At 40.0% G+C, this 25,325-nt stretch carries 25 protein-coding genes and 1 tRNA gene; 18 read left to right on the top strand and 8 right to left on the bottom strand.

From position 1 onward, the window contains the following. Position 1: 1 nt before the first annotated feature. The 5 genes from KQP93_RS09245 to KQP93_RS09225 all read left to right on the top strand — a co-directional run bounded on the left by KQP93_RS09245 (position 2) and on the right by KQP93_RS09225 (position 4,997). Positions 2–643 (top strand): MBL fold metallo-hydrolase, encoded by a 642-nt coding sequence (locus KQP93_RS09245; RefSeq protein WP_217874135.1) that lies wholly within the window; start codon positions 2–4, stop codon positions 641–643. 145 nt (positions 644–788) lie between these two features. Further along, positions 789–1,247: an Lrp/AsnC family transcriptional regulator gene (locus tag KQP93_RS09240; protein WP_036968198.1), complete on the top strand. Its 459-nt coding sequence runs from the start codon at positions 789–791 to the stop codon at positions 1,245–1,247. Between the two features lie 143 nt (positions 1,248–1,390). Further along, complete coding sequence (locus KQP93_RS09235) at positions 1,391–2,947, top strand: SulP family inorganic anion transporter (protein WP_217874134.1); 1,557 nt, start codon at positions 1,391–1,393, stop codon at positions 2,945–2,947. A 155-nt stretch (positions 2,948–3,102) separates the two neighbouring features. Further along, a complete protein-coding gene (locus KQP93_RS09230) occupies positions 3,103–4,176 on the top strand; it encodes a sensor histidine kinase (protein ID WP_217874133.1) in 1,074 nt (357 codons plus the stop codon). Further along, positions 4,173–4,997, top strand: coding sequence for a LytR/AlgR family response regulator transcription factor (locus tag KQP93_RS09225; protein WP_054554883.1), 825 nt, complete (start codon positions 4,173–4,175; stop codon positions 4,995–4,997). Before KQP93_RS09230 ends, KQP93_RS09225 begins: the two co-directional genes overlap by 4 nt. Before the next feature lie 82 nt (positions 4,998–5,079). Here the strand turns inward: KQP93_RS09225 and pyk are convergent, their stop codons facing one another. Then, positions 5,080–6,513 carry a pyruvate kinase gene (pyk, locus tag KQP93_RS09220; protein ID WP_217874132.1) on the bottom strand — a complete coding sequence of 478 codons (1,434 nt, stop codon included), beginning with the start codon at positions 6,511–6,513 and terminating at the stop codon, positions 5,080–5,082. A gap of 423 nt (positions 6,514–6,936) precedes the next feature. Between pyk and gndA the strand changes: the two genes are divergently transcribed. Then, a complete protein-coding gene (gene gndA / locus KQP93_RS09215; RefSeq protein WP_209326870.1) occupies positions 6,937–8,310 on the top strand; it encodes an NADP-dependent phosphogluconate dehydrogenase in 1,374 nt (457 codons plus the stop codon). A gap of 54 nt (positions 8,311–8,364) precedes the next feature. Here gndA and ansA read toward each other — a convergent pair whose 3' ends face one another. Continuing rightward, positions 8,365–9,375: an asparaginase gene (gene ansA, locus KQP93_RS09210; RefSeq protein ID WP_054561413.1), complete on the bottom strand. Its 1,011-nt coding sequence runs from the start codon at positions 9,373–9,375 to the stop codon at positions 8,365–8,367. A 59-nt stretch (positions 9,376–9,434) separates the two neighbouring features. Then, the gene (sppA, locus tag KQP93_RS09205; protein ID WP_217874131.1) at positions 9,435–11,300 is read right to left on the bottom strand and encodes a signal peptide peptidase SppA; all 1,866 of its coding nucleotides are present in this window, start codon (positions 11,298–11,300) and stop codon (positions 9,435–9,437) included. A gap of 199 nt (positions 11,301–11,499) precedes the next feature. On the opposite strand from sppA, the gene KQP93_RS09200 reads away from it, so the two are divergent. The 7 genes from KQP93_RS09200 (at position 11,500) to KQP93_RS09170 (ending at position 16,731) form a co-directional block, all read left to right on the top strand. Next, positions 11,500–13,461, top strand: coding sequence for an oxidoreductase (locus tag KQP93_RS09200; RefSeq protein WP_217874130.1), 1,962 nt, complete (start codon positions 11,500–11,502; stop codon positions 13,459–13,461). Between the two features lie 61 nt (positions 13,462–13,522). After that, the gene (locus KQP93_RS09195; protein ID WP_217874129.1) at positions 13,523–14,233 is read left to right on the top strand and encodes an HvfX family Cu-binding RiPP maturation protein; all 711 of its coding nucleotides are present in this window, start codon (positions 13,523–13,525) and stop codon (positions 14,231–14,233) included. Positions 14,234–14,296: 63 nt separating this feature from the next. Next, on the top strand, positions 14,297–14,845 hold the full coding sequence (locus tag KQP93_RS09190; protein WP_217874128.1) for an NAD(P)H nitroreductase: 549 nt from the start codon (positions 14,297–14,299) through the stop codon (positions 14,843–14,845). 199 nt (positions 14,846–15,044) lie between these two features. After that, complete coding sequence (locus tag KQP93_RS09185) at positions 15,045–15,422, top strand: hypothetical protein (protein WP_217874127.1); 378 nt, start codon at positions 15,045–15,047, stop codon at positions 15,420–15,422. Between the two features lie 73 nt (positions 15,423–15,495). Continuing rightward, positions 15,496–15,586: transfer RNA gene (locus KQP93_RS09180), tRNA-Ser, on the top strand. Positions 15,587–15,638: 52 nt separating this feature from the next. Next, the gene (locus KQP93_RS09175; protein ID WP_217874126.1) at positions 15,639–16,040 is read left to right on the top strand and encodes a hypothetical protein; all 402 of its coding nucleotides are present in this window, start codon (positions 15,639–15,641) and stop codon (positions 16,038–16,040) included. Positions 16,041–16,113: 73 nt separating this feature from the next. Next, positions 16,114–16,731: an FKBP-type peptidyl-prolyl cis-trans isomerase gene (locus tag KQP93_RS09170; RefSeq protein WP_054553930.1), complete on the top strand. Its 618-nt coding sequence runs from the start codon at positions 16,114–16,116 to the stop codon at positions 16,729–16,731. Between the two features lie 68 nt (positions 16,732–16,799). On the opposite strand, the gene fur is transcribed toward KQP93_RS09170, so the two are convergent. From fur to KQP93_RS09145, 5 genes are all read right to left on the bottom strand, one after another. Beyond that, complete coding sequence (fur, locus tag KQP93_RS09165; RefSeq protein ID WP_217874125.1) at positions 16,800–17,243, bottom strand: ferric iron uptake transcriptional regulator; 444 nt, start codon at positions 17,241–17,243, stop codon at positions 16,800–16,802. Positions 17,244–17,432: 189 nt separating this feature from the next. Then, the gene (gene fldA / locus KQP93_RS09160) at positions 17,433–17,960 is read right to left on the bottom strand and encodes a flavodoxin FldA (RefSeq protein WP_054553928.1); all 528 of its coding nucleotides are present in this window, start codon (positions 17,958–17,960) and stop codon (positions 17,433–17,435) included. A 14-nt stretch (positions 17,961–17,974) separates the two neighbouring features. Further along, a complete protein-coding gene (gene ybfE / locus KQP93_RS09155; RefSeq protein ID WP_004586673.1) occupies positions 17,975–18,253 on the bottom strand; it encodes a LexA regulated protein in 279 nt (92 codons plus the stop codon). Between the two features lie 2 nt (positions 18,254–18,255). Beyond that, positions 18,256–18,477, bottom strand: a complete 222-nt coding sequence (locus KQP93_RS09150) for a DUF2788 domain-containing protein (protein WP_036968243.1) — start codon at positions 18,475–18,477, stop codon at positions 18,256–18,258. Positions 18,478–18,576: 99 nt separating this feature from the next. Beyond that, positions 18,577–19,341 carry an alpha/beta fold hydrolase gene (locus KQP93_RS09145; protein ID WP_217874124.1) on the bottom strand — a complete coding sequence of 255 codons (765 nt, stop codon included), beginning with the start codon at positions 19,339–19,341 and terminating at the stop codon, positions 18,577–18,579. A 131-nt stretch (positions 19,342–19,472) separates the two neighbouring features. Between KQP93_RS09145 and seqA the strand changes: the two genes are divergently transcribed. The 5 genes from seqA to KQP93_RS09120 all read left to right on the top strand — a co-directional run bounded on the left by seqA (position 19,473) and on the right by KQP93_RS09120 (position 25,325). Then, a complete protein-coding gene (seqA, locus tag KQP93_RS09140; RefSeq protein WP_217874123.1) occupies positions 19,473–20,075 on the top strand; it encodes a replication initiation negative regulator SeqA in 603 nt (200 codons plus the stop codon). Positions 20,076–20,091: 16 nt separating this feature from the next. Then, complete coding sequence (gene pgm / locus KQP93_RS09135) at positions 20,092–21,729, top strand: phosphoglucomutase (alpha-D-glucose-1,6-bisphosphate-dependent) (protein ID WP_217874122.1); 1,638 nt, start codon at positions 20,092–20,094, stop codon at positions 21,727–21,729. A 79-nt stretch (positions 21,730–21,808) separates the two neighbouring features. Next, the gene (gene astE, locus KQP93_RS09130; RefSeq protein WP_217874121.1) at positions 21,809–22,864 is read left to right on the top strand and encodes a succinylglutamate desuccinylase; all 1,056 of its coding nucleotides are present in this window, start codon (positions 21,809–21,811) and stop codon (positions 22,862–22,864) included. A 269-nt stretch (positions 22,865–23,133) separates the two neighbouring features. Further along, positions 23,134–24,348 (top strand): thiamine pyrophosphate-dependent dehydrogenase E1 component subunit alpha, encoded by a 1,215-nt coding sequence (locus tag KQP93_RS09125; protein ID WP_217874120.1) that lies wholly within the window; start codon positions 23,134–23,136, stop codon positions 24,346–24,348. Next, on the top strand, positions 24,348–25,325 hold the full coding sequence (locus KQP93_RS09120) for an alpha-ketoacid dehydrogenase subunit beta (protein ID WP_058584964.1): 978 nt from the start codon (positions 24,348–24,350) through the stop codon (positions 25,323–25,325). The genes KQP93_RS09125 and KQP93_RS09120 overlap by 1 nt, the downstream gene beginning before the upstream one ends.

Below are 25,325 nucleotides of genomic sequence, written 5' to 3'. Positions count from 1 at the left end.
CATGAAAGTGAAAGCTGTTCCTGTTACTGGCTTTGCGCAAAATTGCCGTATTATCATTTGTGAGCAAACGAATAAAGCGGCGTTGGTTGACCCTGGTGGCGATGCAGAAAAACTTCAAGCAGAACTTGCTGCTTTAAATTGCCAATTAGAGGCAATTTATTTAACACATGGCCACTTAGACCATGTGGGTGCTGCAAAGCAACTCGCAGAGCATTTTAGTGTAGATATCATTGGCCCACATTTAGATGATAAATTTTGGTTTGATGCCTTGCCAATGCAAGCGCAAATGTTTGGTTTTGCACCAATTACACCATTTTATCCAACGAAGTGGCTAAATCATGGCGATACAATCACAGTGGGTGAACTTGAATTATCGGTACGCCATTGCCCAGGGCATACGCCTGGTCATGTTGTTTTTTACCACCAAGGTTCAGAGCAAGTGATAGTGGGTGACGTTATTTTCCAAGGCTCTGTCGGTCGTACTGACTTCCCGAAAGGGGATAGTGCGCAATTAATCGAATCAATTAAGTCTGAGATTTTATCATTCTCTGATGACGTTGCTATTTTGCCAGGCCACGGTCCGAATACCACCGTAGGGCATGAGCGAAAAACAAATCCATTTATTAGCGGACGTTTTGGTTAATGCCAACGCGTAACAATAGCTAAGTAGTTTATAAATGGATCGGTATAAAATTGCAATTTTTTTGCATAAATAGTAGAAAATAGGCAGACTGATTTTTAAATCAGTTATATAATTTAACCAGTATTTTTACAGAAAAAGAAATAAAATGTCTCTGAACCAAGTAGATCGCCAAATTTTGGCATTATTACAGCAGGATGCTAGCTTATCTACGGCAGAAATTGCCGATAAAGTTGGTTTATCTCAATCTCCATGTTGGCGTCGTATTGCTAAGCTTGAGCAAGATGGCTATATCAAAGGTAAAGTTGCTTTGCTTGACGAGAAAAAGCTTGGCTTTGATATGTTGGTTTATGCCCATGTTCGTCTATCTAACCACGGTAGAACGAACCTAGCTGAGTTTGAGCGTTTAATTATGAGCTATGATGAAGTAACCGAGTGTTACAGCATGGCGGGTACGATGGACTTTATGCTTCGTATTATTTCAAAAGGTATTGAAGGTTATGAGCAGTTTGTTCGTGATAACCTACTAAACCTTGAGTTTGTTCAAGAAGTTCACTCAAACGTGACCATGACATGCGTTAAGCGTAGTACGTCTTTACCTCTTTAGTCTTTTTCTACTACGTTTTATTTTTCGGAAACGGTTAGTGCTTTTAGGTACTAGCCGTTTTGTTGTTAATAATTGTTAACTTTTGCGGATTTTGCTAAAATTCTGCGCCTTGCCGAAATGCATTCACTATAAAGAGGATCTTAATGTTTAACTTACTCAGCAAAGCGCCAAGCTCTGCTAAAAACGATATTCTATCAGGCCTGACCGTTGCGTTGGCATTGGTACCAGAAGCGGTTGCGTTTGCTTTTGTTGCTAATGTTGAGCCTTTGGTTGGTTTATATGCTGCATTTATTGTTGGCTTAATTACGGCTATTTTTGGTGGTCGTCCAGGTATGATTTCTGGTGCTACCGGTGCACTCGCCGTTGTAATGGTAAGTTTAGTTTTAGATCATGGCGTAGAGTATTTATTTGCAACCGTCTTATTGATGGGGATACTGCAAGTTCTCGCAGGTATCTTCAAGCTAGGGAAGTTTATTCGCATGGTCCCACACCCAGTAATGCTGGGCTTTGTAAATGGTCTTGCGATTGTAATCTTCTTAGCACAACTGGGTCAATTTAAAGTACCAGACGGTATGGGCGGTCAACAGTGGATGGAAGGACAAGCACTTTATATTATGCTTGGTTTAGTGGCCTTAACTATGGCTATTATTCATTTCTTACCTAAGCTAACCACTGCTGTGCCTTCATCGCTGGCAGCCATTGTAACTGTAACAGCGATTGTGATTGGTTTTGATTTAGAAGCGCGCACTGTACTTGATTTCTTAAAAGGGATGACAGGTAATGAGCAAGCAACGATTGCCGGTGGCTTGCCTGAGTTCCATATTCCTATGGTGCCATTTAACCTTGAAACATTAAAAATTATCTTCCCTTATGCCTTAGTTTTAGCGGCAATTGGTTTAATTGAATCGTTATTAACACTGACTTTAATTGACGAAATTACTGAAACCCGTGGTCACAGTAACAAAGAGTGTATCGGTCAAGGCGCAGCCAACATTACCTGTGGTTTCTTTGGTGCAATGGGTGGTTGTGCGATGATTGGTCAATCAATGATCAATATTAACTCGGGCGGTCGTTCACGTTTATCTGGTATTAGTGCTGCATTAATACTGCTAGCATTCATCATTTTTGCAGCCAGCCTCATCGAGATGATCCCACTTGCTGCCTTAGTTGGCGTTATGTTTATGGTTGTTCTTGGTACATTCGAGTGGGCAAGCTTCAAGATGATGAAGCGGGTGCCTAAGTCTGATGCTTTTGTTATCGTGCTTGTTTCAGGCGTAACCGTAGCAACAGATCTTGCGATAGCGGTATGTGTGGGTGTGATTGTTTCTGCTTTAGTTTTTGCTTGGCAGCATGCGAAACACATTTACACAAGCAATTACATCGATGAGCAAGGCTCTAAAGTGTATGAGCTTCATGGTCCTTTATTCTTTGGTTCGGTTAAGAACTTTGCCGAGTTATTTGATGTTAAAAATGACCCAGAAGACGTGATCATTGAATTCAAACATAGCCGTGTTGCTGATCACAGTGCGATTGAAGCAATTGACAGTCTTGCAGACAAATACGCTAAAGTGGGTAAGAAACTGCATTTGCGTCATTTAAGCCCTGATTGTATTCAACTATTACACAATGCGCGTGATTTAGTTGAAGTGAATGTGATTGAAGATCCAAATTATAAAGTGGCTTCAGATAAACTAGCTTAAAAATAAAGCAGATAAAAAGCGAAGGCTGTTGTGGCCTTCGCTTTTTTAATGTCTGAAGAATGCGGTAAGGCTATAAAAAATTAAGATAGGCGGCAGTGCTTTGTTCTCGTGACTATCGGTATAATAAAAATAATTATGAAAGGTAATCTGATATTTTGAATTGGCAATCATTAGTTGATAATCGACAACGCTTTTTCTGGGTTTTGCAAATTGCAGGCTGGATAGGTTATGCGTTAGTTAATTATATCGGCTCAAAAGTCTTTGAAATGCGTGATATTTACGTATTTGTTATTGTATTAAACGCTTATGCAGGCTGTTTAATGACAGTACCTTTACGTTATATGTATCGCAAAGTGTGGAATGCCTCACCTTGGGTATTAATGCTTGTCGTTTTTGGTGCTTCCTATGTAACAGGCACATTATGGGCCGTTGTACAAAAATTCAATTTGTGGGAAATCTACCGTCACGGTTACCGACCAAATGAATGGTTTTATTACTTTCAACAAGGTTTAGATTCGGTTTATATCATTCTTTGTTGGAGTGGTTTGTATTTTGGTATTAAGTATTACCAGCTATTGCAAAGTGAGCGTCAAAAGGCCCTAAAAGCAACCACTATGGCTCACGAAGCTCAGCTGAAAATGCTGCGCTATCAACTTAATCCGCACTTTTTATTTAATACCCTAAATGCAATTTCAACCTTAATTTTGGTAAAAGAGAACAAAGATGCAAATTTAATGGTGTCAAAATTGAGTGACTTCTTACGATACACACTCAATACCGACCCAATAAAAAAGGTGCCGTTAGAGCAAGAAATTCATGCCCTCATGCTGTACTTAGAAATTGAAAAAGTACGCTTTGATGAACGTTTACAAGTTAATGTAGATGTAAGCGAGCAGGCAAAAGAAGCCTTGGTACCAAGCTTGATCCTCCAACCCATTATCGAAAACTCGATAAAATATGCGATAGCGCAACTAAATGAAGGTGGTGTGATTGATATTAAAGCACAAGTTTTTGCAAATGAACTATTATTGGAAGTAGGCGATAATGGTCCTGGCACTGAGCTTAAAAATGGCCAACTGGTTAATTCTCAAGGCGTTGGCATAGCTAATACACAGGACCGCTTAAAAACACTTTATGAGAACAACTACTCGTTTGTTCTCTCTGACAATACGCTAAGTGGATTAAAAGTTAATCTGCGCGTTCCGTTTGAAAAGGCTGTTAAGAAATGAGCAAAATTAGAACTTTGATCGTTGATGATGAACCGCTAGCTAGAAAAGGCTTAGCTGTTCGACTTTCTGAGTTTGACGATTTAGAAGTCATTCGTTTATGTAGCAATGGTCAAGAAGCAATTGATGAATGCTTATCGGGCAATATTCAATTGGTTTTCTTAGATATTCAAATGCCAAATATGAACGGTTTTGAAGTTGCAAGAGCACTTAGCGAGAGTGTAAATCCATTACCGGCTATTGTGTTTGTCACGGCTTTTGACCAGTTTGCAGTTAAAGCATTCGAGATTCATGCGTTGGATTATATTCTTAAACCAGTCGATGACAACAGACTAAAACAGGCGGTAGAAAAAGTGCATACCTATTTAAAAACGCAACAAGATAACGCCCATAAGAAAAAACTAGCGAGCTTTGTTGCTGGCATTACAGGCAATAATTGCGAAGAAATTTTAAAGAAGTTAGCAACGGGCGATAGCCTTGCTGACCGTCGTTATCCAGAATCATTAGCTGTAAAAGAGCAGGGCGAAATTGTTCGTGTGCCAGTCATTACAATTCAATGGGTTGATGCGGCTGGTGATTATATGTGTCTTCACTGCCAAGACGGGCAAACGCATATTCTTCGTAAAACAATGAAAGAGCTAGAACAAGAGCTTGATCCACAACTATTTGTGCGAGTTCACCGCAGTGCCATTGTTAATACTAAGCAAATTAGCAAACTTGTAACTCAAGTAAGCGGCGAATACCTGTTAGTGTTAGATAACGGCCAAGAACTAAAAGTAAGCCGAAGCTATCGCGATAAAGTGAAAGCTGCTCTGGCGAGCTAATAGCTGTTCAAAAGTTAGTAAGTTAAAAATAAAAAAGGCGCAATTATTAATTGCGCCTTTTTTAATGAAAATTTGTAACAGATTAAACTGTTACAATCTTCATAGTGTTTGTTGCACCAATAGTTTCCATTGCATCACCGTGAGTTAAAATCACAGTATCACCTGCTACTAGAGAGCCTTGCTCAACAAGTGTGTTTAATGCATCACGTACCATGCTCTCATCTTCACACTTCGTTGAATCAAAGAATACAGGGTAAACGCCACGGTAAAGTGCTGTTTGACCCAGTGTGCTTGGGTGACGTGATAATGAATAAATTGGTAAACCAGAGCTGATACGCGACATCAATTTAGCAGTGCTACCTGATTCAGTCAGTGTAACAATTGCCTTAACAGAATCTAAGTGGTTAGCTGCATACATTGCAGATAACGCAATTGATTCAGCATTTGATGAAAAGCGGCTATCTAAACGGTGCTTAGAAACGTGCGTTTCTTTTTGTGATTCAGCACCTAAACAAACACGAGCCATAGTAGCTACGGTTTCTTCAGGGTAGTCACCAGCAGCTGTTTCAGCAGATAACATAACTGCATCAGTACCATCTAACACGGCGTTTGCTACGTCCATAACCTCTGCACGTGTTGGCATAGGATTATCGATCATAGATTCCATCATTTGTGTTGCAGTCACAACTGTACGGTTAAGTGAACGAGCACGGCGAATGATAAGCTTTTGTTTACCAACAAGCGCCGCATCACCAATTTCAACACCTAAGTCACCACGAGCAACCATCACTGCGTCAGAAGCAAGCACGATATCGTCAATTGCTTCAACAGTTTCAACTGCTTCTGCACGTTCGATTTTTGCTAATAGTTGTGCGTTTGAGCCAGCATCTTCTGCTAAAGAGCGAACATAACGCATGTCATCACCACTGCGTGGGAATGAAACAGCAATGTAATCAACGCCAATCTCAGTGGCAGTGATTAAATCTTCTTTATCTTTATCAGTGAAAGCAGGGGCTGTTAAACCTCCGCCTAAACGGTTGATACCTTTGTTGTTTGAAAGTACGCCACCAACAGTAACAGTCGTGTGCACAAGGTCACCGTCAACGCTATCTACCGTTAACTGAATTAAACCGTCGTTTAATAGCAGTAAGTCGCCTGGTTTAACGTCGTTAGGTAGCTCTTTATAGTCGATACCTACCGCATTAACGTCGCCTTGGCCTTTTTCCATTTTTGCATCAAGGGTAAATTTTGCGCCAACTTCTAGGTTTACTTTACCGTCTTTAAACGTTGATACGCGAATTTTCGGGCCTTGTAAGTCTGCAAGGATAGCAACGTGTTTGCCTAAACGCTTAGCAATGCTGCGTACCGCTTCAGCGCGGTCTTTGTGATCTTGTGCTACGCCATGTGAAAAGTTCAAACGAACCACATTTGCACCTGCACGAATAATTTTTTCTAGGTTGTTATCGCGATCGGTTGCCGGTCCAAGGGTCGCAACAATTTTTGTGCGTCTTAGCATCAAATTCTCCTGTGCGCTCAAATATATTAAGCGAATTGATGGTTATCTATTAAAATGTCGTGCTATAAACCTTTAATATAGGCTTATACATAAGCACAATGTAGAACTCATAAGTAAAAAATGATTGTTTTTACTTATGAGAATCTGGCTCTTTGTATTAATTATAGAGTATACAAAGGGTGAATGACGTTATTATGACACCGGTGTCAGGTAGCGTCAATACACATACCTTTTTAAAGGGTATTATAAAAATCTGGTCCGATGCCTTGGTTATTTTGATATACTGAGGGCAACGTCGCTTCATGATTTCGATGATTTCTCTCAAGTTGGCTGTCAAGCTCGCATTTTTGGGCTGCTTGGGTATAATGCGCGCGTAATTATTTTGATTAACTAACCAATAGTTGTTACCGAGGAGGACACTAAATGCAAGTTGCATTAGTAGGGTTAGGCGTTATGGGTAAAAATCTTGCCCTCAACCTGATTGAAAAAGGGCTGACATTAGTAGCTTATGATAAAAACCCAGATGCGGGTGCCGAGTTACTAAGCTGTGCGAAAGCACTAGGTTTGGCAGACCGTTTACATATTGTGTCTGATTTAAATGATATGGTTAGACGCTTAGAGCCGCCTCGTTCGATTCTACTTTTAGTTCCTGCTGGTGAATTGGTTGATAAAGTATGTACAGAGCTTGCAGAAGCAGGTGTTGACTGTGATGACATTATCGTAGATTGCGGCAACAGTAACTACAAAGATGGCATTAGCCGTAAACTTAAGTATCAAAACAAATTTGAATTTGCCACTATGGGGATTTCAGGCGGCGCAGAAGGTGCACGTCACGGTCCTGCTATGATGGCAAGTGGTTCAGAAGGCGGCTGGGAGCGTGTTGAGCCGTGGTTTGAAAAAGTAGCCGCAAGCTACAAAGGTGAATCGTGTTTTGCGCGTGTAGGCCAATCTGCAAGTGGTCATTTTGTGAAAATGGTTCATAACGGTATCGAATATGCGTTAATGCAATTAATTGCAGAAATGTATCAATTATTACGTTTAGGTACTAATCGTTCACCAAAAGAAGTGGCTGACATTTTCAATGAATGGTCAGAAGGCACTTTAAATAGCTATTTACTGTCAATCTCAAGCCATATCTTAAGCCTTGAAACAACAGAAGGTGAGCCGCTAGTTGATTTAATCGACAATAAAGTTGGCGCGAAAGGCACGGGTTTATGGACTGCACAAAATGCACTAGAGCTAGGTATTGCAGTGCCATCACTAGTTGCAGCTGTTCAAGCACGTCACTTAACAAATACCTGCGATACACACGCTGCTAAAGAAATGACTTACGCTGCTAAAGCAACTGATACCGTTGATTTAGATTTAGCCGAGCTAAAAGATGCATTCACATTGGCAAGTTTACTTGCTTATCGTCAAGGTTTAGCTCTTATCAAAGGTGCGTCTCGTGCTCATCAGTGGAAAGTTGATCTTTCTAAAACGCTACAAACGTGGCGCGCAGGTTGTATCATCCGTGCTGATTACTTAGACAATGTAGCTGAAGGTGTAGAATTTATTGATTCTATGCAGCGTGAATCAGCAGCATTACGTAAGGTAACGGGTGCAGCAGTTGCATCTGGTTTAGCTTTCCCTGTGTTAACTGCAACACAAACTTACATTGCGACGTTAACCACACCAAGTAATGGTCACCTAGTTCAAGCACAACGTGACTACTTCGGTGAACATGGCATTAAAACTCACAGCGGTGAGCAATGCCATTTAACAGACTTAGTTGAGATTGACGAAAAAGTTCGTTAATTATCAAATAGATTAAAAAAGGCACCCATTGGTGCCTTTTTTGTACTTGCTTCATTAACGACTTAGCTCACCGCGCAGGTTGTCTTGCATCAAGTGACGAATTGTTTCTACTTCAAGCTTTTGACTAAATAAGTAGTGTAACTTGGTCAAACACGCTTCTAAAGTCATATCGTAGCCACTGATCACACCACAATTTAATAAGGCATTACCAGTTGCATAACCGCCCATATTAACTTGGCCTTTTAAGCACTGTGTTAGATTAACGATCACCATACCGCGTTTACTTGCATCATTAAGAATGTCCAAGAACGCCGGATCTTGCGGGGCATTACCCACGCCAAAACTTAATAACACAAGAGCTTTGATGTCGTCATTAACTAAACTTTTAACCACTTTTGGGCTGATCCCTGGATAGAGATAAAGCACTCCAATTGGCTGTGGCGTGATATTTGACACCTGTAGTTCGTTATCAACGTAAGGGCTAAGTTGCCCTTTGATCAGTTGAATATTAATTCCAGACAGGGCTAATGGTTCAAGGTTCGGTGATGCAAATGCATCAAAGCCATCAGCATGGGCTTTTGTTGCACGGTTACCACGGAATAATTGATTATTGAAAAACAGGCTTACTTCGGCAATTGGGTAATTAGCGGCTAAATACATGGCATTGAGTAAGTTTACTTGGCCATCAGAACGAAGTTGCGACAATGGAATTTGTGAGCCTGTCACAATTACAGGTTTTGTTAGGTTTTCGAACATGAAAGACAAAGCAGAAGCTGTGTAGGCCATGGTATCGGTGCCATGCAAAACCACAAAGCCATCATAGTCTTGGTATTTACTCTTAATATCGTCAGCAATTAATTGCCAGTGGGCAGGGGACATATCTGAAGAATCAATGAGCGGGCAATATTCGTGAATATCAAACAAAGGCATTTCATCACGATTAAACTCTGCATTATTGACCACTGTTTCGGTTAAAAAACCTTCTGCCGGAACATAGCCACGGCTCGATTTTTTCATACCGATAGTACCGCCTGTATAGGCGATATATATACGTTTACGTTTCATAAAAAAAGCCCAGTTAAATAACTGGGCTTAGTATACCTAAAATCGTTTAGCTAAGTAACTTATTGAATTACATTACACACTAAACAACGAGCGTAAACGCCTTGTGGATCGTTGTAATCTTTTAGGTTATCAATTTCACTACTTAACTGATTAATAAGGCTTTGTAAGTTGGCTTGTGTTGCTAGTACTGATTGCGATGAATCAGACTTAGCAAAGAAGCTCTTAACAGCCGCTGTGCCAAAGATATCTTGCAGCATTTGCTCTTGTGGTGTGAGCGATTGCTTGATGGTTTTAACATCATAATGATTAAGCTTAGCAAGCTCAGCTGCCGCCTTAATTGCATCTTGTTTATCACCAAGTTTATCAACTAAACCGAGTTCTTTTGCTTGAGTTGCAATCCATACACGGCCTTGGGCAATTTTATCAACTTGCTCAGGGGTCATGTTACGCGCTTCAGCTACAACATTTAAAAAGCGTTTGTATGCATTTTCAACGCTCATTTGAATGATATCTGACATTTTCTCGTCAAGTGGGCGTGCAATAGAGAAGCCAGCAAGGTCTGTTGTTGCAACACCATCTGAGTAAATACCTAATTCAGCCATGGTATTTTCAAACGTCATGAAAGTACCGAATACACCGATTGAACCTGTAATTGTGCTAGGGGCTGCCCAAATTTCATTGGCAGCAGATGCAATCCAGTAACCACCTGAGGCTGCCACTGAGCTCATTGAAGCGATAACCGGTTTACCCGCTGCTTTAAGTGCTAATACTTCAGCACGGATAACTTCAGAAGCAAACATACTACCGCCACCTGAATCGATGCGAAGTACAACGGCTTTCACTTTGTCATCAAGACGCGCTTTACGAAGTAGGGCTGCTGTAGAGTCACCACCAATTTCACCTGCTTTACGCTCGCCATCGACAATGGTGCCTTTAGCAACAACAACAGCTACTTTTTCAGTGATTGGGTTATCGAACTCAACAGGTGGTTTTACAAGCGATAAATACTCACGGAAGCTTACTTGCTTAAAGGTTTTGCCTGTTTCTTCCGCACCAACTAACTCAATAAGCTGTTGGCGAATTTGTTGTGATGTTTTTAAAGAATCAACCCACTGATTATTTAGCGCGTACTGACCTGAGTTGCCATCAACTGCTTGCATTTTTGCAAGATAAACATCCATATCTTCATCGAAATTACTTTTATCGAATGGACGGCTCGCAGCAACGTCAGTTTTATACTCATTCCAAAGTGCAGTTAACCAAACACTATTCGCTTCTTTTGCCGCTTCTGACATGTCATTACGAATAAATGGCTCAACTGCTGACTTATAAGTACCCACACGGAAAATATGTTGAGTCACTTTTAACTTTTCAAGCGCATCTTTGAAGTACAGTGGGAACATACCGTAGCCTTCAATGCTCACACCACCATAAGGGTGCATAGACACTTCATTAGCGTGGGCGGCAATATAGTATTGAGCTTGTGTATAGTAATAGCCTGTTGCGATAACTTGCTTGCCTGCATCTTTAAAGGCATCAATTGCTTTGGTTATTTGTTTTAGCTTATTGATGTGTGCACTTGGCATTTTTTGTAGATCAAGAAGCATCACACTGATGCGATCATCTTTAGTTGCTTGGTTGATCACTTCAACAACATCATCAAGAAGAATTTCTGATGGTGCTTCTTTACCCATAGTTGCATCGTTGATTGCTGCTTCTACAGGGTCAACATAAGTTTTTTCTTCAACAATAGGGCCATTTAAGTTTAGGCGTAGCACGGTTCCGTCTGCTACTTTTACTTGGTCTTCTTCGCCTGTGATGGCAACAAAGAAGAGTATTACTAGTAATACAAATAATATGTTTAGGACCAAACGGCGGGAAAAATTAATCCCGGTCCAAATGCCTTTAAATATCTTTGCTAGCAAAATAAATCCTTAATTCAGTACAGCTTAGTAGTGATCTCATCTTAGCTTAGAATAACTTTAAAATTAACTGTTAAATAGTAACAGAGTGTTTAAAACGACAATTTGCTACAGATTAATTACGAGTGAAAAGTTGATTATTCTAAGTTATTGCCGCAAAATCTATTTCAAATAGAGGTTCGACCAGTTAACGGGGCACACAATGTTAGAACAAAAATTACAATTACCGCATACCGAACTTCGTAATCGTTTGGTTATGGGCTCAATGCATACCGGCTTAGAAGAAGGCTGGCATAACCGCAAACGCTTACGTGCATTCTACGAGGCACGTGCCAAAGGCGGCACGGGTTTAATTATTACTGGTGGTTATAGCCCAAATATTCGAGGCAAGCTATCTCCGTTCGCATCAACATTTAATTCATTTTATGATGTGATCAAACACAAAGCATATACTGATGCAGTGCATCAACATGGCGGAAAAATTTGCTTACAATTATTGCATGCAGGTCGTTACGCGTATCATCCGTTTAACCAAGCGCCAAGCTCAATTCAGGCACCTATTAATCCGTATAAACCTAAAGAAATGTCGTTAGGGTCAATCAAAAAAACCATCAAAGACTTTGCTAACTCAGCAAAAATGGCTGAAAAAGCAGGTTATGACGGTGTTGAAATAATGGGTTCTGAAGGTTATCTAATTAATGAGTTTATGGCTAACCATACTAATAAAAGAACAGACAACTATGGTGGTAGTTTAGAAAATCGGATGCGCTTGGCTGTAGATATTGTTAAAGCTGTTCGCGCAAAAGTAAGTCAAAAATTCATTATTGTATTTCGTTTGTCTGTGATGGATTTAATTCCTAATGGATCAACGCCTGATGAAGTAAAACAACAAGCACTAGCACTTGAACAAGCTGGCGTTGATATCTTTAACACGGGTATTGGTTGGCACGAAGCTCGTGTACCAACTATTGCCAGTATGGTACCAGCAGGTGCATTTAAAGAAGCATCAAAACGCTTAAAAGATACGGTTTCAGTGCCAGTTATCGCGGTTAACCGTATTAACACGCCAGAAATTGCCAATGGAATTTTAGAAGCTGGCGAGTCTGATTTAATTTCGATGGCACGTCCTTTATTAGCAGATCCAGAGTTTTTCAATAAATACGTTAATAATAAGTCTGAGCAAATCAATATTTGTATTGGTTGTAATCAGGGCTGCTTAGACCATGTGTTTAAAAATAAACGTGCAACCTGTTTGGTTAACCCACAAGCGGCCTTTGAGTTAGATTACAGCCTTGAAAAAGCACCATCTGCTCGATTAGTACTGGTTGTGGGTGCTGGCCCTGCAGGCCTTGCTGCAAGTTGTTACTTAGCAGCGAAAGGTCATAAAGTCACTTTAATTGAACGTAAAGAACAAATGGGTGGCCAATTTAATTTAGCCATGCAAGTACCAGGTAAAGAAGACTTTAATCATACTCTTAACTACTTTACCAATGAGCTAAAGCGCTTAAATGTCGATTTACAGATCGGTACTGAATTTACCGACAATATGCTTAATCAATACGATGATGTTGTATTTGCTACAGGTGTACGTCCGCGCGAAGCCAAAATAGAATGCAGTGATGGCAAGCGTGTATTTGCTTATGATGAAGTCATTCGTGGGGAAGTAGAACTAGGCGACAAAATTGCGATTCTAGGTGCCGGTGGTATCGGTTTTGATATGGTTGCCTTTTTAAGTGAACACAAAGGCCAAACAATTGAGCAATTCAAAACTCAATGGGGTATTGAATGTGATGCCGCGCCTGAAAAAGACAATCGCCAACTTTACATGCTTAAAAGAAGTGCAGGGCGTTTTGGTAGTGAACTGGGTAAAACAACAGGTTGGATCCACCGTCAAGTTGCCAAACAGCACGGTGTTAAACAAATAGCTGAGTGTCAGTACCTAAGCTTTGATAAGCAAGGTTTGAAAATTACTGTAAAAGGTGAAGAGCAAATCCTCGATGTTGATACCGTGATTGCTTGTATTGGTCAGGTTTCAAATACTGAAACTTTCGACAATCAAACCGAAAACGCTAAGGTTCACGTGATTGGTGGCGCAAAACTAGCTGCTGCAATTGATGCAAAACGTGCGATTTTTGAAGCACTACAAGTCGCTCGTAAAATTTAATTGAAAGTAAACTAGGAAACGTGCGGTCTGTGTGATTAATCTATTTAGTCACGAGACCGCTATGTTGAACACACACCTAATACCCCTTTACCAACACACCTTAAAGAAACTGCAGTTTTTAGATGGACTACCGAGTCTATTAATTCGCTTGATTTTAGCCCCAGTGATGATCATTGCAGGCTTTAATAAACTTGCTTTAAGTGGAGATGTCACTCACTTTTATCAATACTTTTTAGCATCTGAGGATATTGTTGCTTGGTTTGGTAATAGTGAATGGGGTTTAGGCCTACCCATGCCCTCTGTATTAGCCTTTTTATCTGCATGGACTGAGTTTTTAGGGGGGATCTTCATTTTATTAGGTTTATTTACCCGTTTAACCGCAATTCCTTTAATGATCACCATGCTGGTCGCAGCGACGACCGTGCATGCAAGTAATGGCTGGTTTGCTGTAACACCTACCGATGCCAGTACCAGCCCTGCAAGAGCTCTCAATTGGCTTGCAATACCAGGTAGTGAAGCCAGTTTAGTAAATTCCAATGAAGCCAGTGAAAGATTAACGAAAATGCGCGAGTTGTTAGAAACACATGGTTATACAGAGTACCTCTATGCGAAAGGGAAGCCTGTAATATTAAATAATGGTATTGAATTTTCCGCAATATACTTTGTTATGCTCTTAAGTTTATTTTTTGCAGGTGGCGGGCGTTACGTTAGTTTAGATTATTGGTTAACTAGAAAAGCATCGAATAGCTTTATTGGTAATAAAGATAAATGATAAGCTTGGGTTTTCTGCCCCGATTATTAAGGGGCATCGTACTTAAGCATTTACGGAATATTCATGGACGCTTTAACGCTATTACACACTCGACAATCAGATCCTCGCCTTATCGCACCAGGACCTACTGTAGAACAACTTGAAATTATTAAGCGAGCAGCCATTAAAGTGCCTGATCATGGCTGTATTGCTCCTTGGCGATTTATTGTCGTTGAAGGCGATGCACGTAATAAATTAGGAGATATCTATCATCAAGCCGCTGTTGCTGAAAACCAAGATGATAGAACCATTGAGCGCGCTAAAGAACTACCGCTGCGCTCTCCTATGATGATCATTGCTATTGCTGATGTAACTGAAAACCCAAAGGTGCCACGAATTGAACAAGTACAAAGTGCAGGCTGCGCGGTACTTGCAATGCAACAAGCGGCCTTTGCGCAAGGTTTAGGGGGCATTTGGCGCACAGGTTATTTTGCACAGAGCCCAGCTGTTAAAGCGGCACTAGGTTGTAAAGAACAAGATGAAATTGTTGGCTACTTATATTTAGGTACGCCAGAAGTAGACATTAAAAAGCCAATCAGACACAAGCCAGAGACGTTTTTTGAGAATTTATAAATATTAGGAACTTTTTTACAGTTAAGCAGTCAGATGCTATTAAGCTTACTTATGTTAGTTTTTGTGGATTTAGCTTAGCTGTAAGAAGCGCACGGATGCAAAAAACGAAACAATTCTTCTTCAGTGTGTTTTTAAATCGGTTATTTTTTGTTAACGTATGGATGGTCTTACAAAAATAACGATAAAGAAGACGAGAACAATGGGAAACTTATTTTTACGTGAAAAAGAAAATTGGTTCGCTTGGTCAGTATGGGGCGTTGTTGGTGCTATAGTAACTTTCTTTGTTGCTATGTCTACGAAACAACCTCATTACCTTGGCTTGTCTGCTACAGTTATATTGCTTCTGCTTACTTGGTGGATGCATAGCACTAAGCGTTTTGATTTTGGTCGCGCCTTTAAAATATGTTGCTTCGTTTTAACGCTCACTTGCTTACCCGCCTTTGCATTAGTCATAATACCTAGTTATAACCTCAATAAAATTGACGTGATAGTGCAGGGCTCAGGCTTTGCAATTGTAAGTTTAATTGTTTGTTTAGTTTGCTCTTTAATCGCAAAGCGTCCTAAACAGTATTACTAAAATTACCTTTTTAAAGTTTTTTACATTTAAAGCTTTACAACGAACGCAGTAAACACTATTATGCGCGCCGTACGGAGAGATGGCAGAGTGGTCGAATGCACCGGTCTTGAAAACCGGCAGGGGTTTGTAGCCCCTCTAGGGTTCAAATCCCTATCTCTCCACCATTATTTAGAAAAACCGCCTATTGGGCGGTTTTTTGCTATCTGGAGAAAAGTAATGTCAGCAAGCGAGTCTTCTTCTACACTAATGCGCATTGTTAAACATGTTTTGCTTTGGTGTATCTTTTCTTATTTTTATCATAGTGGCATAAATGTACTTGTTGCTATGGCGCATGATGCGCAGCCTGATTACGGACTAATATCTTCAATCGCTTATGGCATTGGTTTTAATGTATTAGTAGGGCACCTAATTGGTAAATATGACAAACATTGGCCTGTCATTGCTGCATGTGTGATTTCTACTGTGGGTCTTATTGCTGTGCCCTTAATTATGTTAGGCAAAGATGGCTTAATGAGCGGCTTTTTTATAGCTTCGATGATCGCTACATTACCTGTTGCGACATTTGTAATTGAAAAAATAAAGCAGCGAATTAGTGCAAACACTGAGCAAACGCAGTAAAACTTGGCGATATTCGTTGTTTTTTTATGTTATTATTAGCACGTCTTTTAACTAAATAAACGTGAATTAAAACATGTCAGATAATTTTACAACAGACGCTGAAAAAGCAAGTTACGGTATTGGTTTACAAATGGGTGAGCAATTAAAAGCGAATCCATTCGAAGGTTTAAACTTAAATTCTGTATTTGAAGGTATGAAAGACGCATACACTGGTAACGATTTCCAAGTTGAAATCCCAGCAATTCAAGCAGCTTTTGAGAAAATCAACGCTGAGATCCAAGCTCGTCGTGAAGAAGAAGCTAAGGTTCTTGCAGCTGAAGGTATTGCATTCTTAGAAGAAAACGCAAAACGCCCTGAAGTAACTGTAACTGAATCAGGTCTTCAATACGAAGTGCTGACTGCAGGCGATGGTGAAAAACCAACTGCAGATTCAACAATTCGTGCACACTACCACGGTACACTAATCAACGGTACAGTATTTGACAGCTCATACGAGCGTGGTCAACCAGCTGAGTTCCCAGTTGGCGGTGTAATCAAAGGTTGGACTGAAGCAGTACAAATGATGGGTACTGGTTCTAAGTGGCGTTTATACGTACCACACGAACTTGCTTATGGCGAGCGCGGTGCTGGTGCAGCAATCGCTCCTTTCTCAACGCTAATCTTTGACGTTGAACTATTAGAAATCATCTAATTGATTTCAAATAGACATAAAAAAACCTGCTTAAAGCAGGTTTTTTTATGTCTGAATCAAATAACTAATTAGCTATTTGATTCAGCGAATTCTTTACACGCAGCAGTGTCTTCACATTCACCGTATAGGTAAAGAGAGTGGTTAGTCAGCTTAATACCATTCTCAGTTGCGATTTCTTCTTGACGACGCTCGATAGTGTCATCTTCAAACTCTACAACCTTACCACATTTAAGGCACACTAAGTGGTCATGGTGAGTGCTACCTGATAGTTCAAATACTGACTTACCGCCTTCGAAGTGGTGGCGAGATACAATACCAGCATCATCAAATTGGTTAAGAACACGGTAGACAGTTGCAAGACCAATCTCTTCGCCTTTGTCTAAAAGAATTTTATAGACATCTTCAGCGCTGATGTGTTGGTTGTCTGGAGATTGCAGAATCTCTAAAATTTTAATACGTGGCAGAGTAACTTTTAGCCCTGCTTTTTTTAATTCCAAGTTGTGATCAGTCATTCAATCTGTCTCAATTTATTTAGTTATACTAGGCACCTTCAAGATGCACACGACACATTAGCAACTGTTAGAATAACGTGCCTAGTTACTAAGTGCAAAGAACAATTCGTCTAATTGCTGGTTTTTTGAACAAAAACGAACCGGTTGTGCATCTTTACATCAGCTAGTAAATGCGAGTAATACTTGTTATTAATCAGCAAGTTCCGCTAAACACATTTCGTCATAAACTTGAGCACACCAGTCTTTAACACGCTTTTCAGTAAGCTCTGGTTGACGGTCTTCATCAATGCCTAGGCCAACAAAGTTGCTGTCATCTACTAGTGCTTTTGAAGCTTCAAAGTCGTAGCCTTCAGTTGACCAATGACCAACAACGATTGCGCCACGCTCAGTAACGATATCGTTGATCATGCCCATTGCATCTAAGAAGTATTCTGCATAGTCTTCTTGATCACCGCAGCCGAAAATAGCAACAAGTTTACCTTCGAAGTCAACTTCTTCTAATTCAGGGAAGAAATCATCCCAGTCACATTGAGCTTCACCGTAGTACCAAGTTGGAATACCGAATAACAATAAATCGAATTCAGCAATCTCTTCTTTAGAACTTTTTGCAATGTCGTGAACCGCTACAAGCTTTTTACCTAATTCTTTTTGAATCATTTTAGCTACGTGTTCAGTATTGCCTGTGTCACTTCCGAAAAAAATACCTACGCTTGACATGGATTTAAAACCTTCTATCTATCAATAGCCAATCTTTCTTGTAAAATTGTTTCAATCAACGCGCTACGGCTAATATTCTGCGCATCTGCCATATCGCTTAATGCTTGATATAACTGTGATGAAACCTTAAATTCTACACGCTTTAAACCACGTGCTTTATCTCGCTTTATTTGATTACGTTTATTTACTTTTAATTGCATATCGCGAGGTAGGGGATTTGTTTTAGGCCTACCTGGGCGCTTTTCGTATTCAAATAAATCGGGTGTTGTTCTATCTGTTTCTGACTTTGCCATGTCTAGCCCACACCTGCACCTTGCCAAAAGACTTGAATAAGTCCTTTCGCTATAAACCCAGAACAGCCTAAAAATAGCACTAACCAAACGATGTATCGGCCAAATCGTGGTACATCACCTTTTTTAAGGACATCTTGAATTGCCATTCCAATAAAAAAGAAAATACCGGCTAAGCCAAAATACAACCCTAAGGTATCAAATTCGTTAATTAACTGACTGACCATCAACGTATAAACCTTTAAATTAAACGGCGCGTACTATAGCACACAAATTTATAATAATTTAGTGCGCACGATCAAAAACAGCGAATTTTATCAGCCCAATTAATGAGCTAAAAAATCGCTGATTGCTTTATTTACAGCAAGTGGTTTTTGGGCATGTAGCCAGTGACCAGCACCATGAATAATTTTTGCTTTTGCATTAGGGAATAACGCCATAATAGCAGGGCGGTGCTCTGCTAAAATGTAGTCAGAATCATTACCTTTAATGAATAAAGTATCACATAAACAAGAATCATTTTCACTAACTTGTGCTAAAATATTTTCATATTGCTGGTATAAAACAGCTAAATTAAAGCGCCATTGATAGTGACCTTGATCATTTTTAGCAAAGCTTTTTAATAAAAACTGACGTACCCCCATTTCCTCAATGTGCTTGGCAAGTATTTCATCAGCTGCTTTTCTATCACTGATATTAGATTGTGAAACTTCGTTAAGGCCTGCAAAAATAGCACTGTGACGAGGATTATTAGCAACAGGAGAAATATCTAACACTACAAGCTTATCGATAAGTGCAGGGTGATTAAGTGCTAATTGCATGGCCACTTTGCCACCCATTGAATGACCTATGATGTGCGCTTTACTAATATTTAGATGTTCAAGTAACTCACTGACATCTTTCGCCATAGCACCATAATTCATGGTCTCGCTATGAAACGATTTACCGTGGTTACGTAAATCGATATTCGTTACACGATAATTTTCAGCTAATGCTTTTGCGATTACATTGAGGTTTTCAAGTGAACCAAACAAACCGTGGATCAATACAACGTCTGAACCTTGACCCATTTGTTGGTAGTTTAATAGCATTTTCAACTCCTAATTTTAATGGCAGTATTTTGCCTAGTGAAATTACAAAATGCAAAACATAGAGAATTGCTGCGAGCTTAGGTATAATCATTGAGAACTTTTAAAATGTGACCCGTAAAGACAGGAATAACATGAAAAAAATCGACATAGACGACGAGTTATATCAATACATTGCAAGCAACACGCAAAGTATTGGTGAAAGTGCATCAACCATTTTGCGTCGTTTATTAAACCTCTCTGATGGCGCTAATGCCCCAGTTGAAACAACTACTAAAACTGAACAAGAAACCCCAGTTGTTGAAATACAAGAACAAGCAGAACAAGAATCAAGCCTTGAACCAAGCGACGAAAATGTTGAAGAGGCTGCACAAACTGTCACAGCATCGACACAAGTGAAAGGTAATGTGTTTAATGTATTAAACAAAGAAGAACTGGCAATGCAAAAAGGTGTTGTTGGTCGATTCTTATTTATACTAGCTGCTTTATATAGAACGCATAAAAAAGATTTTGCTAACGTGCTTGAAATTAAAGGCCGTGACCGTGTTTATTTTGCCACTAGCAAAGAAGCACTACTGGAAAGTGGTAGCAGCATGAATCCAAAAAATATCACTGATACTGAGTATTGGGTGATGACAAATTCAAATACAACCAGAAAAAAAATGATGCTTCACGAAGTAGCACTGTGCTTAGGCTACAGCGCAGATGAAGCAGAAAAAATTCGTGATTACTTATAATCCATAAGGAAATAATATGGCGATTCATCCAGATGCAGGTAAACCTGCACCGCAATCAAGCTTAGTGAATGTACCAAAACTGATCTCGGCTTATTACTTAAATGAACCTGACCTAGAACAAAACCCAGAGCACTGCGTTGCTTTTGGTACATCTGGCCATCGTGGTTGTTCGTTCGATGTAAAATTTAATGAATCGCATATTTTAGCGATCACTCAAGCAATTTGTGATTACCGTAAAGAAAACAATATTTTTGGCCCACTTTTCTTAGGTAAAGATACACACGCATTGAGTGAAGCGGCGTTTAACTCAGCTATCGAAGTGCTTGTTGCAAACGAAGTGCAAGTCATTGCACAAGAAAATGACGATTACACGCCAACACCTGTAATCAGTCATGCTGTTGTTTGCCATAACAAAGAAAACCCAAATGAACTTGCTGATGGTATTGTGGTAACTCCTTCACATAATCCGCCAGAAGACGGTGGTTTTAAATATAACCCGCCAAATGGTGGCCCTGCAGATACTGATGTAACTAAGTGGATTGAAGACAGAGCAAATCAATTACTTTTAGAAGACTTAGTTGAAGTAGAGTTATTTCCATATGCTAAAGCATCACGTTCTGGTTTTATTAAGTACCAAGACTTAATTACCCCTTATGTTGATGACTTAGTTAATATCGTTAACCTAAAAGCAATTAGCGATGCGAAAATTAAAATTGGCGTCGACCCACTTGGTGGCTCTGGTATCAACTTTTGGCCAGTCATTGCAGAAAAATATAATTTAGACTTAACGGTCGTAAATGAGTCTGTTGATCCGACGTTCTCATTCATGCCTTTAGATAAAGACGGCAAAATCCGTATGGATTGCTCATCTCCTTATGCAATGACAAACCTTATTGCATTAAAAGATGACTATGATATCGGTATTGGTAACGACCCTGATTATGACCGCCATGGTATTGTTACCCCAGACGGCTTAATGAATCCAAATCACTTTTTAGCAGTTGCAATTGACTACTTATTAAATAACCGCGAATGGTCAAAAGAGGTTGCAATTGGTAAAACGCTGGTATCAAGCGGCATGATTGATAAAGTGGTTTCACGTAATAACCGCGAAGTAAAAGAAGTACCGGTAGGCTTTAAATGGTTTGTTGAAGGCTTAAGCAAAGGTACCCTTGCTTTTGGTGGTGAAGAAAGTGCAGGGGCGTCATTCTTACGCTTTGATGGTACAGTTTGGAACACTGATAAAGATGGTTTCATCTTAGGTCTACTTGCTGCAGAGATTTTAGCCGTAACGGGTAAAACACCTTCACAGCTTTATAAAGAACTTGAACAAGAGTTCGGTGCGCCTATTTATAAACGTATTGATGCGCCAGCTAGTGCAGAACAAAAATCACGTTTAAAAGCGTTATCAGCTGATGATGTAACTGCAAGTACGTTAGCGGGTGATGCCATTACGCAAAAACTAACCCATGCCCCTGGTAATAACGCTGCTATCGGCGGTTTAAAAGTTGTTACTGAAAACGGTTGGTTTGCTGCACGCCCATCTGGCACTGAAGATATTTATAAAATTTACCTTGAATCATTCAAAGGTGAAGAACATCTAGCATTATTAGAAAAAGAAGCGAAAAAGCTGGTTGATTCAGTAATTAGCTAATTCCTTTTTTACCTATTAAAACGGCTGAGATTCTCAGCCGTTTTTGTATTCTACTCTCACGCATTTTTAGGATAGAACAATGAGCTATTCAACTCCTTCATATCTCGAAGAATTAAAAAGTACCGGCGACTTTTTAACCCTGACCCGCAACAATGAGTTTTCACTAGAATCTTGTGCATTTACCCTTGCAAATGGTACTGATGTCACTGTTCACGACACGGGTATCATTGAGTTTCAACCTACGCAGCAAACAAACAAAGATATTGTACTTTCAAGTGCGGTACATGGTAACGAAACTGCGCCAATTGAAATCTGCGATCAATTAATCAAGTCAATCATTACAGAACAACTTACCTTGAAGCAGCGTGTACTGTTTATTTATGGTAATCCTAAATCTATTAATATCGGTAAGCGTTTTGTAGATGAAAACTTAAACCGTTTGTTTAATGGTCATCATACTGTAGAAGGCATTGCTTCTAACCCTGAGCGAGTTCGTGCAAAGCTGCTTGAAGACGTGGTTACTGATTTCTTTGCAAGAGGCAACCAGGGCAGTGAGCGTTTTCATTATGATCTTCACACTGCAATTCGTGGCTCTAAAAATGAAAAGTTCGCAGTGTATCCTTTCTTACATGGGAAACCGTGGAAAAAATCACAACTGCAATTTTTACTTAGCTGTGGCGTAAACACGGTACTAATGATGAAATCAGCGGCAACTACCTTTAGTTACTACTCGTCGTTTGTGCATGGAGCTGACTCATTTACGGTAGAACTTGGCCAAGTAAAACCATTTGGCGAAAACGACATGTCGCGATTTGAGAAAACCAAAAAAACCTTAATTGCATTAATTAGTCAAGAATCTGTTGAATATAAAGAATTCAATGCAGAAGATTTCGAGTTGTTTTCAGTATATAGAACAATAAACCGTACTTGCGAAGACTTTAGTTTCCCATTTGCTGATGATGTAGAAAATTTCACCGGTTTCGCAAAGGGTGAATTAATGGCAACTGATGGTCAGACCACATATGAAGCGGAAGTAGACGGTGAAGCTATTATCTTTCCAAACGCTGATGTAGTCTTAGGTCAGCGCGCTTTGCTTACTGTTATTCCAATGCAAGTTGATAGCAACTTTATTTAAAATTTCTGCATTAACACCCATCTAAATTAAGTTAACTATATGACTATAAAGAATTTATCTTGTTGTATAGTTAACTTTCCATGCGTTTTTAGCCATTTATCATCTATTCGTCTATGATTAGTTGAATAACAACTTACGTTAACGTAAAGTGACGGCAGTTTAATTTAATTAGATTGAATATTGCGCAAACTTTATCCTTACAGCTCATGCTGATAAAACTATAATTAAGGGCAGTAGCGTAGGTTTCTGACAACGAAAGAAGGTAGGTTATGAGTAATCCAAATAACGTATCGCTAAACATTAATCATGAACTGTCATTTATTGATGGTCACGCATTAACGATCCCTACATTAAGTATTCTTAATGAGGAAGGCGACATCTACGAAGGTGCAACCGCACCTGATATCGACAAAGCAACAGCAATCCGTTTATACGAGACAATGCGTTTTATTCGTGCGCTGGATGAGCGTATGCAAGCAGCACAGCGTCAAGGTCGTGTAAGCTTTTATATGCAATGTCTAGGTGAAGAAGCGGCTGTAACAGCATCAGCTGCAGCGCTTGATCAAAACGACATGATCATGGCCCAATACCGTGAGCAAGCAGCTTTACGTTATCGTGGTTTTAGCCTTGACCAATTCATGAATCAAATGTTCTCAAATGAAAAAGATTTGGGTAAAGGTCGTCAAATGCCAATTCACTATGGCTCACGCGAACTTAACTACATGACTATTTCATCACCGCTTGGTACACAAATTCCACAAGCAACAGGTTATGCATACGGCCAAAAAGTTCGTCATATTGATGCCCAAACCGGTGAGTTAAACAGCACTATTGATAACATCACTATTTGTTACTTTGGTGAAGGCGCTGCGTCTGAAGGTGATTTCCATGCTGGTTTAAATATGGCCGCAGTTCACGAAGCACCGGTGATTTTCTTTGCTCGTAACAATGGTTATGCGATTTCTACACCTGCTGATGAACAATTTAAAGGTGATGGTATTGCATCACGTGGTGTTGGCTATGGCATTAAAACAATCCGTGTTGACGGTGCCGATGCACTTGCAGTTTATGCTGCAACGAAAAAAGCCCGTGAAATTGCGACTACCAAAGGCGAACCTGTTTTAATTGAATCGATTGCCTATCGTCTTGGCGCTCACTCAACGAGTGACGACCCAAGCGGCTACCGTACAAAAGACGAAGAAGCAAAGCATAAAGGCTGTCCAATCGAGCGTTTCCGTAAGTGGCTATTAAAGCAAGGTTGGTTAGATGAAGCGCAAGATGCGAAAGACAAAGAAACAATTCGTGAAGAAATTTTAGCAGCTCTTAAACGCGCTGAAAAAGTAGCAAAACCAGCATTAGAAGAGCTTATTTCTGATGTTTATGATAAGCCAATCCCATCACTACAAAAACAATATGAAGAACTAAAAGAGCACATTTTGCAGCATCCTGATGCTTATCCAACAACTGCAGGGAGATTCAAGTAATGGCTAAAATGAACATGCTTCATGCAATTAATTCAGCCCTTGATATCACCATGGCAGAGCATCCAAATGCATGTATTTTCGGTGAAGACGTTGGTTATTTTGGTGGTGTATTCCGTGCTACATCTGGCTTACAAGAAAAATATGGTAAGCATCGTGTGTTCAATACACCGTTAACTGAGCAAGGTATTTTAGGTTTTGCTAATGGCTTAGCGGCGTTTGGTGCGCCAGCATTAGCTGAAATTCAATTTGCTGATTATATTTTCCCTGCATTTGACCAAATCGTGAATGAATCAGCTAAGTTCCGTTACCGTAGTGGTAATGAATTTAATGTTGGCAATCTAACAATCCGTACACCATACGGTGGTGGTATTGCAGGTGGTTTATATCACTCACAATCACCAGAAGCTTATTTTGCTCACACACCTGGTTTGAAGTTGGTGGTGCCACGTAACCCATACCAAGCAAAAGGTTTGCTTCGTGCATCGATTAAAGATGATAACCCTGTTATTTTCTTTGAACCGAAACGTTTGTACCGTGCATCAACAGGTGAAGTTCCTGAAGAAGATTACAGCATCGAGCTCGGTAAAGCTGAAATCGTGCAAGAAGGCACTGATGTCACTGTACTTGCTTGGGGTGCACAGATGGAAATCATCGAAGACGCCGCTAAAAAAGCAGCAGAGCAAGGTATTAGCTGTGAAGTGATCGACTTACGTACCATTTTACCATGGGATGTTGAGACAATTGCTAAATCAGTGACTAAAACAGGCCGTTTAGTGGTAAGCCACGAGGCACCAATCACGAATGGTTTTGGTGCAGAAATCGTTGCAACAATTCAACAAGAGTGTTTCTTACACCTTGAATCGCCAATTGCTCGCGTGTGTGGCTTAGATACGCCATACCCATTAGCACTTGAAAAAGAATATGTGCCGGATGCACTTAAAGTGCTTGCTGCGATTAAGCAATCAGTAGAGTTTTAG

The sequence above is a fragment of the Pseudoalteromonas shioyasakiensis genome (assembly GCF_019134595.1).
In the GTDB taxonomy this organism is placed as follows: Bacteria; Pseudomonadota; Gammaproteobacteria; order Enterobacterales; family Alteromonadaceae; genus Pseudoalteromonas; species Pseudoalteromonas shioyasakiensis_A.
The sequence above is the reverse complement of the archived record's forward strand: the minus strand, read 5'-3'. Positions and strand labels throughout refer to the sequence as shown.

Excerpts from the sequence above, each read along its gene's own strand:
- astE (WP_217874121.1), top strand. The coding sequence starts at position 21,809 with ATGAGCTATTCAACTCCTTCATATCTCGAAGAATTAAAAAGTACCGGC.
- KQP93_RS09190 (WP_217874128.1), top strand. The coding sequence starts at position 14,297 with ATGGACGCTTTAACGCTATTACACACTCGACAATCAGATCCTCGCCTT.
- gndA (WP_209326870.1), top strand. The coding sequence starts at position 6,937 with ATGCAAGTTGCATTAGTAGGGTTAGGCGTTATGGGTAAAAATCTTGCC.
- KQP93_RS09175 (WP_217874126.1), top strand. The coding sequence starts at position 15,639 with ATGTCAGCAAGCGAGTCTTCTTCTACACTAATGCGCATTGTTAAACAT.
- pgm (WP_217874122.1), top strand. The coding sequence starts at position 20,092 with ATGGCGATTCATCCAGATGCAGGTAAACCTGCACCGCAATCAAGCTTA.
- ybfE (WP_004586673.1), bottom strand. The coding sequence starts at position 18,253 with ATGGCAAAGTCAGAAACAGATAGAACAACACCCGATTTATTTGAATAC.
- KQP93_RS09195 (WP_217874129.1), top strand. The coding sequence starts at position 13,523 with ATGTTGAACACACACCTAATACCCCTTTACCAACACACCTTAAAGAAA.
- KQP93_RS09120 (WP_058584964.1), top strand. The coding sequence starts at position 24,348 with ATGGCTAAAATGAACATGCTTCATGCAATTAATTCAGCCCTTGATATC.
- ansA (WP_054561413.1), bottom strand. The coding sequence starts at position 9,375 with ATGAAACGTAAACGTATATATATCGCCTATACAGGCGGTACTATCGGT.
- KQP93_RS09145 (WP_217874124.1), bottom strand. The coding sequence starts at position 19,341 with ATGCTATTAAACTACCAACAAATGGGTCAAGGTTCAGACGTTGTATTG.
- pyk (WP_217874132.1), bottom strand. The coding sequence starts at position 6,513 with ATGCTAAGACGCACAAAAATTGTTGCGACCCTTGGACCGGCAACCGAT.
- KQP93_RS09235 (WP_217874134.1), top strand. The coding sequence starts at position 1,391 with ATGTTTAACTTACTCAGCAAAGCGCCAAGCTCTGCTAAAAACGATATT.
- KQP93_RS09125 (WP_217874120.1), top strand. The coding sequence starts at position 23,134 with ATGAGTAATCCAAATAACGTATCGCTAAACATTAATCATGAACTGTCA.
- fldA (WP_054553928.1), bottom strand. The coding sequence starts at position 17,960 with ATGTCAAGCGTAGGTATTTTTTTCGGAAGTGACACAGGCAATACTGAA.
- KQP93_RS09185 (WP_217874127.1), top strand. The coding sequence starts at position 15,045 with ATGGGAAACTTATTTTTACGTGAAAAAGAAAATTGGTTCGCTTGGTCA.
- seqA (WP_217874123.1), top strand. The coding sequence starts at position 19,473 with ATGAAAAAAATCGACATAGACGACGAGTTATATCAATACATTGCAAGC.
- KQP93_RS09150 (WP_036968243.1), bottom strand. The coding sequence starts at position 18,477 with ATGGTCAGTCAGTTAATTAACGAATTTGATACCTTAGGGTTGTATTTT.
- fur (WP_217874125.1), bottom strand. The coding sequence starts at position 17,243 with ATGACTGATCACAACTTGGAATTAAAAAAAGCAGGGCTAAAAGTTACT.
- KQP93_RS09200 (WP_217874130.1), top strand. The coding sequence starts at position 11,500 with ATGTTAGAACAAAAATTACAATTACCGCATACCGAACTTCGTAATCGT.
- KQP93_RS09225 (WP_054554883.1), top strand. The coding sequence starts at position 4,173 with ATGAGCAAAATTAGAACTTTGATCGTTGATGATGAACCGCTAGCTAGA.
- KQP93_RS09245 (WP_217874135.1), top strand. The coding sequence starts at position 2 with ATGAAAGTGAAAGCTGTTCCTGTTACTGGCTTTGCGCAAAATTGCCGT.
- KQP93_RS09240 (WP_036968198.1), top strand. The coding sequence starts at position 789 with ATGTCTCTGAACCAAGTAGATCGCCAAATTTTGGCATTATTACAGCAG.
- KQP93_RS09170 (WP_054553930.1), top strand. The coding sequence starts at position 16,114 with ATGTCAGATAATTTTACAACAGACGCTGAAAAAGCAAGTTACGGTATT.